Annotated in this window: 16 protein-coding genes; 10 read left to right on the top strand and 6 right to left on the bottom strand. The window is 65.7% G+C overall.

What is annotated here, in order from left to right:
- Nucleotides 1–30 precede the first annotated feature (30 nt).
- The 4 genes from F7R02_RS02175 to F7R02_RS02160 form a co-directional block, all read right to left on the bottom strand.
- The gene (locus F7R02_RS02175; protein ID WP_078590352.1) at nucleotides 31–858 is read right to left on the bottom strand and encodes an alpha/beta hydrolase; all 828 of its coding nucleotides are present in this window, start codon (nucleotides 856–858) and stop codon (nucleotides 31–33) included.
- Nucleotides 845–2581, bottom strand: a complete 1737-nt coding sequence (locus F7R02_RS02170) for an ATP-binding response regulator (protein WP_003489174.1) — start codon at nucleotides 2579–2581, stop codon at nucleotides 845–847. Before F7R02_RS02170 ends, F7R02_RS02175 begins: the two co-directional genes overlap by 14 nt.
- Nucleotides 2574–3035 (bottom strand): hypothetical protein, encoded by a 462-nt coding sequence (locus tag F7R02_RS02165; protein ID WP_078563724.1) that lies wholly within the window; start codon nucleotides 3033–3035, stop codon nucleotides 2574–2576. Before F7R02_RS02165 ends, F7R02_RS02170 begins: the two co-directional genes overlap by 8 nt.
- Nucleotides 3036–3180: 145 nt before the next feature.
- Nucleotides 3181–3666, bottom strand: a complete 486-nt coding sequence (locus F7R02_RS02160; protein ID WP_078590351.1) for a YajQ family cyclic di-GMP-binding protein — start codon at nucleotides 3664–3666, stop codon at nucleotides 3181–3183.
- 107 nt (nucleotides 3667–3773) lie between these two features.
- Here F7R02_RS02160 and F7R02_RS02155 point away from each other — a divergent pair, with 107 nt between their 5' ends.
- The 4 genes from F7R02_RS02155 (at nucleotide 3774) to F7R02_RS02140 (ending at nucleotide 7550) form a co-directional block, all read left to right on the top strand.
- A complete protein-coding gene (locus F7R02_RS02155) occupies nucleotides 3774–4670 on the top strand; it encodes a DMT family transporter (RefSeq protein ID WP_033484963.1) in 897 nt (298 codons plus the stop codon).
- A 225-nt stretch (nucleotides 4671–4895) separates the two neighbouring features.
- Nucleotides 4896–5903 (top strand): methionine ABC transporter ATP-binding protein, encoded by a 1008-nt coding sequence (locus F7R02_RS02150; RefSeq protein WP_078586880.1) that lies wholly within the window; start codon nucleotides 4896–4898, stop codon nucleotides 5901–5903.
- On the top strand, nucleotides 5900–6595 hold the full coding sequence (locus tag F7R02_RS02145) for a methionine ABC transporter permease (RefSeq protein WP_003489185.1): 696 nt from the start codon (nucleotides 5900–5902) through the stop codon (nucleotides 6593–6595). Before F7R02_RS02150 ends, F7R02_RS02145 begins: the two co-directional genes overlap by 4 nt.
- Before the next feature lie 145 nt (nucleotides 6596–6740).
- On the top strand, nucleotides 6741–7550 hold the full coding sequence (locus tag F7R02_RS02140; RefSeq protein WP_003489186.1) for a MetQ/NlpA family ABC transporter substrate-binding protein: 810 nt from the start codon (nucleotides 6741–6743) through the stop codon (nucleotides 7548–7550).
- Between the two features lie 31 nt (nucleotides 7551–7581).
- Here the strand turns inward: F7R02_RS02140 and xopAK are convergent, their stop codons facing one another.
- On the bottom strand, nucleotides 7582–8253 hold the full coding sequence (gene xopAK / locus F7R02_RS26825) for a XopAK family type III secretion system effector (RefSeq protein ID WP_338066734.1): 672 nt from the start codon (nucleotides 8251–8253) through the stop codon (nucleotides 7582–7584).
- Nucleotides 8254–8362: 109 nt separating this feature from the next.
- On the opposite strand from xopAK, the gene F7R02_RS26625 reads away from it, so the two are divergent.
- Nucleotides 8363–8617: a hypothetical protein gene (locus tag F7R02_RS26625; protein ID WP_208789116.1), complete on the top strand. Its 255-nt coding sequence runs from the start codon at nucleotides 8363–8365 to the stop codon at nucleotides 8615–8617.
- A 229-nt stretch (nucleotides 8618–8846) separates the two neighbouring features.
- Nucleotides 8847–9404, top strand: a complete 558-nt coding sequence (locus F7R02_RS02125; RefSeq protein WP_005922042.1) for a CcdC protein domain-containing protein — start codon at nucleotides 8847–8849, stop codon at nucleotides 9402–9404.
- Between the two features lie 275 nt (nucleotides 9405–9679).
- Here the strand turns inward: F7R02_RS02125 and F7R02_RS02120 are convergent, their stop codons facing one another.
- Entirely contained in the window at nucleotides 9680–10366 is a 687-nt protein-coding gene (locus tag F7R02_RS02120) for an OmpW/AlkL family protein (RefSeq protein WP_078590350.1), read from the bottom strand.
- 140 nt (nucleotides 10367–10506) lie between these two features.
- On the opposite strand from F7R02_RS02120, the gene F7R02_RS02115 reads away from it, so the two are divergent.
- The 4 genes from F7R02_RS02115 to F7R02_RS02100 all read left to right on the top strand — a co-directional run bounded on the left by F7R02_RS02115 (nucleotide 10507) and on the right by F7R02_RS02100 (nucleotide 14608).
- Nucleotides 10507–11067, top strand: a complete 561-nt coding sequence (locus F7R02_RS02115; RefSeq protein WP_033484962.1) for a DNA-deoxyinosine glycosylase — start codon at nucleotides 10507–10509, stop codon at nucleotides 11065–11067.
- Between the two features lie 224 nt (nucleotides 11068–11291).
- A complete protein-coding gene (locus F7R02_RS02110; RefSeq protein ID WP_078590349.1) occupies nucleotides 11292–12056 on the top strand; it encodes a DUF2884 family protein in 765 nt (254 codons plus the stop codon).
- A 129-nt stretch (nucleotides 12057–12185) separates the two neighbouring features.
- On the top strand, nucleotides 12186–13964 hold the full coding sequence (locus F7R02_RS02105; RefSeq protein WP_078590348.1) for a dihydrolipoyllysine-residue acetyltransferase: 1779 nt from the start codon (nucleotides 12186–12188) through the stop codon (nucleotides 13962–13964).
- On the top strand, nucleotides 13961–14608 hold the full coding sequence (locus F7R02_RS02100; RefSeq protein WP_003483967.1) for a hypothetical protein: 648 nt from the start codon (nucleotides 13961–13963) through the stop codon (nucleotides 14606–14608). The genes F7R02_RS02105 and F7R02_RS02100 overlap by 4 nt, the downstream gene beginning before the upstream one ends.
- The last annotated feature ends 13 nt before the right edge of the window (nucleotides 14609–14621 follow it).

Below are 14621 nucleotides of genomic sequence, written 5' to 3'. Positions count from 1 at the left end.
TTTCCGCCACGCACGCAGACCAGCTTGCGCTCACGCACCCCGGCCGTGCGGCGCAGCACACAGCTGCGCCTGCAAGAACGCGATGGACGCCTGCGCTACGGCGCCGGCCAGCGGCGTCTTGTGCGGCGACCCGATCGCATGCGCGCCGGTGTCGAAGGCCAGCGCCTGCCTGTGCGCCGGCGCAGTGCCCAGCGCTGCGAACATCTGCAGCATCGCCGGCACCGAGGCAACGCCGTCTTCGCGGCCATCGGCAGCGCGGTAGTAGCCTAGAAATACCGGGCAGCGCACGCGTGGCCACGGCGGATCGGCGGCCACGCGCTCAAACAGGTCACGCAAGGCGCGAAATCCGTCCGGATGGATCGTCTCCGACCAGAATGCACGCGCGGCAGGCGTGCGCGTGCGCGGGTCGATCAGCGGGGCCTGTGCGGCGCAGAGCTGTTCGAGCAATGCCGGGTCGGCGGGCCGGATGCCGGGCGACCAAGCGACCACACCGGCCACCGCGTCCGGGCACTGCGTGGCCAGCCACAAACCCAGCGTGGCGCCCATCGACGAGCCGACGATCGCAACCCGCTCGCCCATGCGTTGCGCCTGGGCCAGTGCTTCCAGCGCCGAGGCCTGCAACACCGCCGGGGTGAGCCCCTGCATCGCATCGGCGGCGGCGAGCCCGTGCCCGGGCCAGCGATGCACGTAGCCGTTGGCGGTCAGCGCATCGGCCATCTGTTCGGGTAGCGTGCCTGCTTCGCCCGGGCTGGCGCTGAAGCCGTGCAGGTACAGCACCACCAGCGGCGTGCTGGCGTGTGCGGCATGGTGCCAGTAGACGCGTACGGCGTTGCCCGGCTTGAGCTCAGGGGCGTGCATGGCTGGCGTGCTGGGCGAGCAATGCCAGCAACTCGTGCGCATTGATCGGCTTGGGCAGGTAGCCGGCCACGCCCGCCGCGCTGGCGTCGCGCATCGAATCGGTCCGCGTGTCGGCGGTCAGCACGATGATCGGCGGCAGCGCCGACATCGCATCGCGCGCTTCGCGCAGCGCATCCCAGCCGGACGTACCGGGCATGTGCAGGTCCAGGAACACCAGGTCCGGCGCTGCCTCGCGGATGCGCTGCACCGCATCGGTGCCATCGACCTGGAAGCTCACCCGATGCCCGGCGCGGGTCAGCAGATTGCCGATCACCAGACGATTGGTATCCATGTCTTCAAAGACCAGGCAATGCAGGGAGGGTACGTTTTGTGCGTGCTGGGCCAGCGCATCGCGCAGTGCGAGCGTATTGCTGCCGGCCGCGGCGCCGGGCAGTTCGAAGATCCAGCGAAAGATGCTGCCACCGGCGGGGTTGTCGCTCACGGTGAGGCTGCCGCCCATCGCATCGGAGACGGATAGCGCGATGTACAGGCCCAGGCCCACGCCGCCTTCGACGCGACTGAAGCCGGTACTGAGCTGAGTGAACGGGGTGAAGATGTAGGCCTTCTGATCGTCCGGTACGCCGATACCGGTGTCGGTGACGGTCACTGCGATGCTCCAGCGCTCCTGCACCTGGGTCGCGTCGATCAGCAGATCCACCGTGCCGCCGGCCGGGGTAAACTTGATCGCGTTGATCACCAGGTTGCTGATCACCTGTTCGATGCGGCCTTCGTCGCCCATCACATGCGGTGCTTGCGGGCTATCGACACGCACATCGAGCGTGACGCCCTTGCTGGACGCCGCGGTGGCGCAGACCGCTTTCACCGTGGTGACCACGTCCAGCAGGTTCAAGGGCTTGCGATGCAGCTGCAGGCGCCCGCCATCGATGCTGGCCACGTCCAGCACCTCGTTGACACGATGGCGCAGTGCGGTCGCATTGGCGGTCACCGATTGCAGCAACTCGCGTTGCTGCGCCGGCATTTGTTCGGTCTCGATCAACTGGGCGCAGTTGATCACCGCATTCAGCGGGGTGCGCAATTCGTGGCTCATGGTGCTGATGAAACGGCTTTGCGCATCGCGCGAGGCCAGCGCCTGCAGTGCCACTTCCTGCATCGCAAGCACGATCCGCGCCACCAGCAACGGCAGCACGATGATCAGCGCCACGGCATAGACGAAATATGCCGGACGCGACAGCCAGTAGCCTGACGGTGCGGTCAACAGCATCAGCACGAAGGTGCTGAGCAACACCGGAAATATCGCGCGTTGCCCGTAACGCGCCACCGCAGCGATGGTGATGAACGGCAAAAATGCGTTCAACGACATCAGCAGGATGAAGGCCAGGTAGGTCTGGATGCCGATGAACAGCAGGTTCATCGCAAACCCCATCGCATCGAGCCATTCGCTGGGCGCAATGACACGGCGGCGCACCAGCAGCATCCACACCACCGACAGCGCCCACAGGCTCAGCGCAGTGGGAAAGACATGGTGCGCGTCGGCCACCAGCACCGGTTGCGGCCCGTACAGCCAGCCCAGGCACCACGCAGTGACGATGGTCTGCACGATCACACGGCCGACGCAGGCGCGATATTCCAGGAACGACTCGAACAGCCGCACCAGTCTGTCGTTATGCAATTGCCTGGCGGCCAGGATCAGGCCGGGCGCTGCGCGATTGGGAGTGCTACGCATGAGGGTCCGCGTCGTCTGAGGGGAGGGTACGCCGGTACTGCTTGACCAGCAGGCCAGCCGCGTTTGCCACCGCAGTGAAGCGCTGCGCCAGCGTTTCGCCCAGTGCGCCGTGGCTTGCGGCGTCGCGCAACTGGTCGCAGGCCTTGAGCAACTGCTGCGAGCCGGTCAGCGAAATGGTGTTTTTCAACGAGTGGATCTGCTGCAGCGCCTGCGCCTGTGGCATGCCGGCATCGTCGAGCGTACAGGTGGCGATGGCATGTTCGATCTCCACCAGGAAGGCATCAGCAAACGCCGCTGCCGCTACCGGATCCAGGCCGGCCATGGTGTGCAGCGTCGAGCCGGCCTCGATGCATGGTTGCGCATGGGCGGCGGCGTGCCTGGCGTGTTCGCCCGCTGCGTTCGCCGGCCCGTGCATGCGCAGGCGTTGCAACAGGCTGGCGAACAGGTCGCGCATGCTCGCAGGCTAGGCCAGTGCGGCCAGGTGACGGGCGCAACCGCCCGGTGTGCGGCGCGCAGGCCGCAGACGCCAATCCGGCTCACCCGGCTGCACTGCACGCACCGGCAGTGCCGTCCCGATCGTTACGATCACCCAGACGCACTCAATCGCGGAAGTTGTCGAACTGCAACGGCAGTTCGAAGTCGGCCTTTTTCAGCAGCGCGATCGCGTCCTGCAGATCGTCGCGCTTCTTTCCGGTAACGCGCAGCTTGTCGCCATTGATCTGTGCCTCGACCTTGAGCTTGGCTTCCTTCAACTTGGCCACCAGCTGCTTGGCCTGCTTCTGCTCGATGCCTTGCTTGACGGTCACTTTCTGCCGCGCGCCGGCCAGATTGGTTTCCACATCGCCAAATTCCAGGCATCGGATGTCGATGCCGCGCGCCAGCAGCCGCGCGCGCAGGATGTCGGTCAACTGCTTGATCTGGAAATCGCTGGGCGCGGACTGGTTGATCACCTTGCCGTCTTCGAGCTCGAACCTGGCCTCGACGCCTTTGAAGTCGAAACGTGTGTCCAGCTCGCGGTTGGCCTGATCCACCGCATTGGTCAGTTCGTGCTTGTCTACTTCGGACACAACGTCGAAGGAAGGCATACAAAGCTCCTGCAATTGAAAAACAGCCGCCATTCTAGGCCATCGTGCCGCGCCGGCCGTCATGCCGGCATTGGCGGGCGTGCCAGTGCCGCGGCGATAATGCGCGCATGCCCACCACCCGCTCCCCGCTTCCCGCCATCGCCTGGATGGTGGCCGCCGTTGCCTGTTTCTCGCTGATGGATGCGGGAATGAAGCTGCTCTCGGCGCATTACCCGCCGCTGCAGGTCACCTTGTTGCGCGGCGGCGCCTCGTTGCCGTTCGTGCTGGTGTGGGTGTTCGCCACCGCCGGGCCGCGGGCGATCGTGCCGGTGCGCTGGGGACTGCATCTGCTGCGTGGGGTGCTGGGCATGGTGATGATCGGCTGCTTCGTCTTTGGCATCAAACGTATGCCCTTGTCCACCGCCTACACGCTGTATTTCGTGGCGCCGCTGCTGGTGGCCGCGCTGTCGGTGCCGCTGCTGGGCGAGCATGTCGGCCCGCGCCGCTGGACCGCCATTGGCATTGGCCTGGTCGGGGTGATCGTGGTGCTGCGCCCGGGCGTGGACGGGCTGATCTCGCTGCCCGGGCTGATGGTGTTGCTGGCCGCCACTGCCTATGCCGTCGCGGCGGTCACCGTGAGCCTGCTGACCCGCACCGACACCCCGCAGGCAATGGTGGTGTGGTTCTTGCTGTTCATGGCCATCGGCGCCGGGTTGCTGGCCATCCCCGGCTGGGTGCCGCTACAGGCCGGGCACGCCGGGCTGATCGCCGGCATGGGCCTGGCCGGTGCGCTGGGCCAGGTTGCGCTGACCCAGGCCTTCATGCGTGGCGAGGCCTCGATGATCGCCCCGCTGGAATACACCGGTCTGGTCTGGGTGATCGGCTGGGACTGGCTGCTGTGGCAGACCCTGCCCGACAGCTGGACCTGGACCGGCGCGGGCATCATCGTCGCCAGCGGCCTGTATTTGTTGCGCCGGGAGCGGATACGGCAGGCTGACCGTCCGCCGCCGCTGGATAGGCCGTGATTGGGGATTCGGGATTCGTCAAAGCAGGGCGCGCCTGCTCTGACGAGTCCCAGATCTACGCCTTGCCAGCGTTAGGGATTGGAGGCTCGGGATTCGCAAAGGCCAGGGCATCCGCTCTTGCGAATCCCCAATCCCGACCCCGACTCCCAGTCGTTAGAACCGAATGGAATGACGGCCCCAAACATTGACTGGTAGGCTTCACGACCCCCCATTCGGCCACGCGCGGTGATCCAGTTTCAGCGCCTGCACAAGTCCTATTCCGTCGACGGTCGCCAGATCGTGGCGCTGCATCCGCTCGATCTGCGGATCGGCCCCGGCGAAGTATTCGGCATCATCGGCCATTCCGGCGCCGGCAAATCCACGCTGATCCGGCTGATCAACCGGCTGGAAGAGCCTAGCGGCGGCCGTCTGCTGATCGGCGAGGAGGACGTTACCGCGCTGGACCGCCAGGGCCTGCGCGCCTTGCGTCGCCGCATCGGCATGATTTTCCAGCACTTCAACCTGCTGTCCTCGCGCACCGTGGCCGGCAATGTCGCCTTCCCGCTGGAACTGGCCGGCACACCGCGCGCCGAGATCGATGCGCGCGTGGCCGAACTGCTGGCCCGGGTCGGGCTGCAGGAGCACGCCAACAAGTATCCGGCGCAGCTCTCGGGCGGGCAGAAGCAGCGCGTCGGCATCGCGCGCGCGCTGGCCACCCGGCCGCAGATCCTGCTGTGCGACGAGGCCACCAGCGCGCTGGACCCGCAGACCACCGCCTCGGTGCTGCAGCTGCTGGCGCAGATCAACCGCGAGCTGGGCCTGACCATCGTGCTGATCACCCATGAAATGGATGTGATCCGCCGTGTCTGCGACCGCGTCGCGGTGCTGGACGCCGGCAAACTGGTGGAAACCGGTCCGGTCACCGAGGTGTTCCTGCATCCCAAACACGCCACCACCCGGCGCTTCGTGTCCGAAGCCGAGCATGTGGACGAAGCCGAGCTGCATCGCGATTTCGCCGCAGTCGGCGGGCGCATCGTGCGGCTGACCTTTCTGGGTAACGGCACCTACGAACCCGTGTTGGGCCGCATCGCCCGCGAAACCGGGGTCGACTACAACATCCTGTCCGGGCGGGTGGATCGCATCAAGGACACGCCCTACGGCCAGCTCATCGTCGCCCTGACCGGCGGCGACCACAACGCAGCACGCGCCGGTTTCGTCGCCGCCGGCGTGCAGGTGGAGGATCTGCGCGTATGACCCCGATCGTTGCCGCCGCCGGCGGTTTCTTCCGCAATCTCGATGCCGCCAAGTGGGGCGATATCGGCCAGGCCACCCTCGACACCTTGCTGATGCTGGCCGGCGCGTTGCCATTGACATTGCTGATCGGCCTGCCGCTGGGCGTTGCGCTGTTCCTGTGCGGGGCGCCGCAGTTGCGCCGCCGCCCGGTGCTGTACGGCGCGCTCGCGGCGCTGATCAACCTGTTGCGCTCGGTGCCCTTCATCATTTTGATGATCGCAATGATCCCGCTCACGCTGATGCTGATGGGCACCTCGCTCGGCGTGCGCGGCGCCATCCTGCCGCTGGTGGTTGGCGCCGCGCCGTTCTACGCACGCCTGGTGGAAACCGCGCTGCGGGAGGTCGACCGCGGCATCATCGAGGCCAGCCAGGCAATGGGCGCCACCACCCGACAGCTGGTGCTGCGGGTGCTGTTGCCCGAAGCGCGCCCCGGCCTGATCGCCGGCGCCACCGTGACCACGATCGCGCTGATCGGCTTCACCGCGATGGGCGGTGCGATCGGTTCCGGCGGCCTGGGCGATGTGGCCTACCGCGAGGGCTACCTGCGCTCGCACTCGGACGTGGCACTGATCACGGTCATCGCCTTGCTGGTGCTGGTGCAGGTGCTGCAGATGCTGGGCGACCGCCTGGTGGCGCATTACAGCCGGCGCTGAGCCGGTGCGCGGCTGTTGGGGCGCACGTGTGACCCAACCGCTGCATCGCCCCGTCCGCACCGCGCGGTGCATCGCTGCCACACGCCGCGTCTGGTAGGTTGATCGCCTGCGGCAGGTCCGCATTCCTCCTCCCACGGATTCCTCCATGAGCACATTCGCGTTTCGTTCCTTCCTGGCAGCCGCCACACTGGCGTTGGCCTCCTGTGGCGGCGGCAGTGGCGGCAGTGGCAGCGGCGGCGACACCCTGACCGTGGCCGCCACGGCGGTGCCGCATGCCGAAATCCTGGAAGTGGTCGAACCGCTGCTGGCCAAGCAGGGCGTCAAGCTCGATGTGCGGGTGTTCAACGACTACGTGCAGCCCAACGACCAGGTCGTGCAGAAGCAGATCGACGTCAACTACTTCCAGACCGAGCCCTATCTGGATGCGTACAACCGTGACCGCAAGAGCCAGCTGGTCACCGTCGTCGGCGTGCATATCGAGCCGTTCGGTGCCTATTCGCGCCGCTTCAAGGCGCTGGCCGAACTGCCCACCGGTGCCGACGTGGTGATCCCCAACGACCCGAGCAACAACAGCCGCGCGTTGATCCTGCTCGACAAGGCCGGGGTGATCAAACTCAAGGACCCGAGCAACGCGCTGTCCAGCCAGCGCGACATCGTCGAGAACCCCAAGCACCTCAAATTCCGCGAACTCGATTCGGCGATGCTGCCGCGCGTACTGGACCAGGTCGATCTGGCGCTGATAAACACCAACTACGCGCTCGACGCCGGGCTCAACCCCACCCGCGATGCTCTGGCGATCGAAAGCAAGGATTCGCCGTACGTCAACTTCCTGGTGGCGCGCGCCGACAACAAGGACGATGCGCGCGTGCAGAAACTGGCCAAAGCGCTGACCAGCCCAGAAGTGAAAGCCTTTATCGAGCAGAAGTACAAGGGCGCGGTGCTGCCGGCGTTTTGAGCACAGGCGGCGCCTTCGCATCGAGGCGTTTTTACCACGACTTGTAGTAGTAGATGCCATTGGCCGTCATGACCAGGTTGATGGCATTTTCCTCACCATTGCGATCGCTCATGCTGGGATGAAGTTTGGCGCCTACGATATTGAAGGGGCGCTGCAGCGCCAGCAGATCTCTCTCGATTTCGAAGCTGCCCAGCTCGTCTTGGTTGGAGATCATGCCGCCTACCAGGAATATGTCGGGTTCTTGCGCGCCTTCTTCCCGCATATCGTCCCGGATTTCGGAAAGCGCATCCTGTGCATCCTGTGCATCCTGTATTCCGGAATAATGCAGCAGGCCCAGGATGTCGTGGCCGCGAGGATTCTTTCCTTTCGCACAAATGCAGACGCATGAAGACAAGCCGTGCGTGCCGATCGAATCAAATCCATCGTGCGCGAGATTGATGACGGCACATTCGTCCATCTCCACATCCATTGTCCGGCTGGCTTGGATGTCGCGTGCAGATTGGACTGCGCAGACATGGGATGTTTGGAACAGCGTGGCGTATTGTCGTTCCAGATCGCGAAATGGCTGGATCTGCTCCCTGGTAAAGCCGTCCGGGATCGCGAACGCGTCGCTGTGACATGGGCGCGCATGGCTGCCGGCCCGTGCGCCATCGCGATCGCCCGCGGTGTCGGCAACACGCTTTCTGGGTCTTTGGCGTGACAACCCCTGGCAATCGGGATGGGGCGCTGGCCATGCCGCACTCCCGTCGGCTGGATCGGCCGACGGCGGCGGCTCCGCAGTGTAGGTGGTGCTGGTGGATGTGTCGGGTCTGATGGAAGCCGGCTTCATGGAATCAGGACCGTCGGCGATACACGTATCGATCCTCGCATCGTCCCTGCATGAAGACGCGCCCGCTGCCGAACCGATGGGTCTGGAAAACGAAGTGTTCTGCATCGAAGAAAACGGATCCGCAGGACCTTATTTTCGAACATCGGATTTTGATCGTTTGGAGGCGCGCGCCGGTACCGAGGTCAACAGTCCCACCGATCCAGTTTCAGCTCGCCAGGCGGGGTGCCGTCCTTGCTAAACGGCGCGCAGATCGCAGCTCTGCGTCAACCTGCCAATGAGGTCTGTGTGGTCGTCGAAGATTTTCGGCAGGATGCGCCCGATCCTTGCCAGCGGTTTTCAAGCTACCGCTTCCCCCGCCCCAGCCGAGCGCGTTCGCTGCGCCGCAGATGGGAATCGATTGGCCGAACACGCGCCGCTGCACGTCCGCGTAGTAGCGTCATCGGCCATCTTTCTCCGGCACTCACTCAATGCCTTTGCTGCTCGCCATCCCGCTGGCCGTCATCATTGCCCTGGCGGTGTTCGTGGTGGTGTTCCCGTTGTCGCTGCTTCAGCGGTTTCGCATGGGGACTGCACGTCGTCAGGCGCGTGGCTGGCTGCTGATGATCAACCTGGTGTCGGCGGGTATCTCCAGCGTGCTGTTTGCGATCTTCAGCGTGATCGCGGCGGCGTTCTGGCCCGGCGCGATCAGCCACGCCGCGTTCGGCTGGGTCTGCGGGTTGGCGCTCGGGGCGTTGGCGCTGCGCCTGACCCGCTTCGAACGCACCACGCAAGGGCTGTTTTACCGGCCCAACCTGTGGCTGGTGTTGGCCTTGACCGCGTTGGTCGTGGTGCGGGTGATCGCCGGGATGGTGCAGGGCTGGCGTAGCGCCTGGCAGGGCGTCGCCTGGCCAACCGAGGGGTGGCTTAGTCATGCCAGCCTGCTCGGCGCTGCCGGCGTCTTGCTCGGTTACGCGCTCGCCTATGCCACCTTGCTGTGGTGGCGCTGGCGCAGCGCACGTCTGCGCGGCAGCGTGTATTGGCGGTGAGTGCGTTTGAGGGTGCATAAGGTGATGGTGTTCGACGCATGCAAACAGCCGCGTCGACGCATGCAGGTGCATGGAGTCACAGATGCATGAGACGCGCTGAAGCAGAGCCGGTACACCTAGGCACGTCACTATGCGCATGCGCACGTGGAGGGCTGGCACAGCACCTCAGAGCTCGGTCGTAATGGCCCGCAATTTACGCAGCTTGCACCACGCACAAAAAACGGGCCTTTCGGCCCGTTTTTGTTCAACCAAAGCCCTGGCGGGCAGCGGCGTGCTTAGAAGTGCGCACCGATGCCGAAGCCAACGGTCCACGGATCCAGTTCCAGCTCGCTGCCGGTGCCCTGGCCACCCACGCGCAGTTCCGGACGCGAACGCATGTAGCGGGCGTCGGCACGCGCGAACCAGGTGGAGTTGATGTTCATGTCCACACCAACGGTGCCGATGACGCCCTTGGCGGTGCTCAGACCCACGTGATCGCCGGTGGTCGAGGCTGCGTCGATCTTCTCGTTGCTGAAGTTCGACTCGTAGTAGCCCACGCCCACGAACGGGCGGAACACATTGTCGGCTTCGCCGAAGTGGTACTGACCGCTGATGGCGATCGGCTGCTGCTCGACGGTACCGACCTTGCCCACGCCATCGGCGTTGACACGGTGGTTGAACTTGTCCGCTGCGCCCCACAGTTCGACGGCCCAGTTGTCGTTGATGTAGTAGCTGGCGCTCAGCGTCGGTGCCGGGCCACCATCGACGTCAAGGCCCGGAGCCGGGTTGTTCTTGGGGTTCAGCAGTGCCACGCCACCGACCACGGCCCAGTGCTTGCCGGAGGCGGTATCGCCGCTGGTGGACAGCGTGCTGGAAGAAGTCGAGGAGGTGTCGCCGGTATAGGTGGTGTCCTGCGCGAACGCGGACGGTGCAATCGCAAGTGCAGATACAGCAGCCAGGCTCAGGATGGAAATGGAACGCATAAGGGTCTCCTCGTCTTGTTGTTAGGCCCGTGGAGTGGGCCGCGCCAAAACTATTCCTAAAAATCTGAATCCACGCCCACCTGTGGCCCGCTAAAATTTCGTTTGTTCAGGAATTACCCCAAGAAGGCCGCCGTTACGTCATGCAGTCTGAAAAAGACATTCACGCAGATGCGATTGCCGTGACGGAAAAACACCTCAGCCGAGGCTTGCCAGCGCACATTCGCAGCGATTGCAGGGTGTTGCTGCTTGGTTCGATGCCCGGTGTCGCATCACTGGAAGCCGCGCGTTACTACGCGCATCCACGCAATCGTTTCTGGCCGCTGATGCATGCCCTGTTGGGCATTGATACAGCCGAAAGCTATGCACTGCGCTTGCATGCATTGCTCGACCATCGCGTGGGCCTGTGGGATGTCATCGGCCAATGCGAGCGGCGTGGCAGTCTGGATACGTCCATTGTGGCGGCGAGCATCGTGGTCAATCCGCTGCCCGCGTTGCTGGCTACGCTGCCGCAGCTGCGCATGGTGGCCTGCAATGGCACTGCGGCAGCACAGGCCTGGCGCCGGCACGTCCAGCCGCTGCTATCGGCGCAGCGTTGCGCGCTGCCAGTCGTCGCGTTGCCATCCACCAGCCCGGCCAATGCCGCCTGGTCGCTGCCGCGGCTGGCGGCAGCCTGGCAACCCCTTTGCGACGCGGTGCGCTAGCCGAGGTGACACGACGCGAGGTCGGTGTGGAATGCGAGCGTCGCAGCGAACCACGCCGCCGTCGCAGTGCCGCGCACTGATGGTTGATGCACGCCGCCCGCCTGCTGTCGACACCTGCGCTGCGCGCGTGGCGGCCAGTGGCCAGAAGTCATGCCAGCCTCCGGCACAGGCCTGCGTGCCAGAGGTGCGGGCATGCTGCCGCCAGCCCACAACGGAGTGGCCAGATGGCAATCAAACACGCAATCACGATGGCAGCAGCTGTGCTGTTCGGGCTGTTGAGCGGCGCAGGGGTGGCCGCTGCCAAGGACCAGGACCTGCACTGCGAGGTCGACAGCGATTACGACCTCACGCTCAACGCACGCAGCCTGATCCTGATCCGCGGATCAGGCACGCCGCAGCGGCTGGTGATGCGCCAGGGCGCTCTATTCGTCGACGACCGCTGGGTGGCATTGAGCGCAGACGATCGCGCCCGCCTGATCCAGTTCGAGCGCCAGACCCGCGATGCGGTGCCACTGGCGCAGGCAGTCGGGCGCGAAGCGGCCGATATCGCAATCACCGCATTGGGCGAGGTGGCCGCCGGCTTCAGTCGCAGCCCGGACGCCACGCGCCTGCAGCTGGCAAACGTGCGCGAGAAGATCGATGTGCGCTTGAATCAGAGTTTCAGCAAAAGCCAGCTGACCCCGATCGATATCGACGACGACATCGGCGCGCTGGTCGCCGAGCTGCTGCCGCAGCTGATCGGCGATGTGGGGGCCGGTGCGGTGCAGTCCGCAATCACCGGAAATGATGTGCAGCTGCGTTCGCTCGATGGCATGGAGGCGCGCGTCGAGCGCCTGGTCGAGCCGCAGGCGCGTGCATTGCGGCCGCGCGCGCAGCAGTTGTGCCAGCGCCTGGAAGCGCTCGATGGGTTGGACAATGCGCTGGCGTATCGTTTGCCGTCGGGCGAGCCACTGCAACTGTTGCGGGTCGATCGGCGCGCGACGAAATGAGCGGCGTGCGCATGCATGCGGACGCTGCATCCTGCCTGGCGCGCGACTTTTTGCACGGCAATGGTTGGCGCTGCGGCCCGCAGCCGGCCACAATAGGGGTTTCCCCATTCTGTTGCCGGAGTTCCCCGTATGGCCGAAATCAAGGAAGCACTTGTCCCCGATATCGGTGACTACAGCGACGTCCCGGTAATCGAGGTGCTGGTGTCCGTCGGCGATACGGTCAGAAAGGACCAGAGCCTGGTCACGCTGGAATCGGACAAGGCCACCATGGAAGTGCCTTCGTCGGTGGCTGGCGTGGTCAAGGAGATCAAGGTCAAGGTCGGCGATTCGCTCTCGCAGGGCGCGCTGGTGGCATTGATCGAAGTGGCCGACGCCGGCGCCGCTGCCGCCAAGCCCGCCGCTGCCGCTGCGCCCGCCGCACCGGCCAAGGCTGCGCCCGCCGCCGCCCCGGCACCGGCTGCCAGGGCCGAATCTGCTGCGCCTGCGGCCTCTTCGGACGGCGGCGGCCTGATCGAAGCGCGTGTGCCCGATATCGGCGATTACACCGACATCCCGGTGATCGAAGTGCTGGTGGCCGTGGGCGATACCGTCGCCAAGGACCAGAGCCTGGTCACGCTGGAATCGGACAAGGCCACGATGGAAGTCCCGTCCTCGGCCGCCGGCGTGGTCAAGGAACTCAAGGTCAAGGTCGGCGACACGCTCTCGCAGGGCAATGTGGTGGCGATCATTGCAGCCGCCGACGGCGGCGCCGGTGCGGCGCAGTCGCCGGCCAAGCCCACCACCGACACCGCCGAAACCGCGGGCAAGGTCGAGCCGGTTGCCGTCCCGGCCGAGCCGGACAAGCTGGCCCAGCGCGAAATCGCGCAAGTGCAGGGCGCGCGTTCCGGCACCGGCACGCCGGCAGCGCAGGGCGGCCAGCCGTCCGCAGGCAACCCGAGCAGCCCGCCGGTGACCTTCGATGCCGACAGCGTGCTGCCGTCCAAGGTGCCGTACGCCAGCCCGGTGGTGCGCGTGTTCGCACGCGAACTGGGCGTGGACCTGAATCAGCTCAAGGGCAGCGAAAAGGGCGGCCGCATCACCCGTGAAGACGTGCAGCGCTTCGTCAAGGCCGCACTCAGCGGCGGCGCACCTGCCGCAGCCGGTGCCGCGCCGGCCGGTGGCGGCAATGGCCTGAACCTGCTGGCGTGGCCGAAGGTGGACTTCAGCAAGTTCGGCGAGACCGAGACCCAGTCGCTGTCGCGCATCAAGAAGATTTCCGGTGCCAACCTGGCGCGCAACTGGGCAATGATTCCGCACGTCACCCAGTTCGAGTCGGCCGACATCACCGACCTGGAAGCCCTGCGCGTGGCGCTCAACAAAGAGAACGAGAAGGCCGGCATCAAGCTCACCATGCTCGCCTTCCTGGTCAAGGCCAGCGCCGCGGCGCTGAAGAAGTTCCCCGAGTTCAACGCCTCGCTGGATGCGGCCGGCGAAAACCTTACCCTGAAGAAGTACTTCCATATCGGGTTTGCGGCCGATACGCCGAACGGCCTGGTCGTGCCGGTGATCCGCGATGTCGACAAGAAGGGCGTGTTGCAGATCGCGCAGGAAAGCGGCGAGCTGGCCAAGAAGGCGCGCGACGGCAAGCTAGGCCCGGCCGACATGAGCGGCGGCTGCTTCTCGATCAGCTCGCTCGGCGGCATCGGCGGCACGGCGTTCACGCCGATCATCAATGCGCCGGAAGTGGCGATCCTGGGCGTGTCCAAGTCGGCGATGCAGCCGGTCTGGAACGGCAAGGATTTCGCGCCGAAGCTGATGCTGCCGTTGTCGCTGAGCTACGACCACCGGGTCATCGACGGCGCCCTGGCAGCCCGTTTCACCACCTATCTCAGCCAGGTGCTGGCCGACATGCGTCGCGTCCTGCTGTGAGGGCCGCGCTGCTGACCATCGCCGCGCTCGGCGTGCTGCCGTGGACAACCGCGGCCGCACGCGAATGCGAGAGCACGCTCGGCCGCGGCTGGCCGCCGGCCGTGGGCAACTACGGCACGGCCGTCACCACGCTGCTGGATGGCGGCACCAAGCCCGCCTTGTCGTTGCTGACCCTGCCCACACGTGGCGTGGAGAGCGCGGTGTCGTTGGTACCGGGCAAGGAGGGCGCCGACTGGACCCTGCGGCATAGCCGCGCCGACGAGCGCGTCTACAGCTGGGTCAGCCAGACTGACCGCGGCAGCGTGCAGTTCCGCACCGAGCAGACCCCGGAAACGGTCGAGATCCCGATTCCGGCGGCCCTGGCCAAGCGCTTGGTCAGCAACTGGACCAACACGCTGACCCAGCTCGCACCGAACGGACGCACCGCCCCGGTGAGCGAGGGCGAAGTGCTCTCGTTCCAGGTCGATGGCGTGCGCTACAGCGGCGCTCGCCCCAGCTGCGGCGCCGGCGAGTTGCTGCTGAAACAGGCCGCGCTGCTGATCGAAGCCAGCGAAGGCAAGGAAAAGAAGCGCGACAAGCGCTGGACCCAAATCGAATCGTCGCTGGATGAACTCCAGCAGACGCTTGCCGGCACGGCCGGTTGAGCTACAGGAGAAG

The organism is Xanthomonas cissicola (assembly GCF_008801575.1).
In the GTDB taxonomy this organism is placed as follows: domain Bacteria; phylum Pseudomonadota; class Gammaproteobacteria; order Xanthomonadales; family Xanthomonadaceae; genus Xanthomonas; species Xanthomonas cissicola.
Note: the sequence above shows the minus strand (reverse complement) of the source record. Positions and strands in the feature narration are given on the sequence as shown.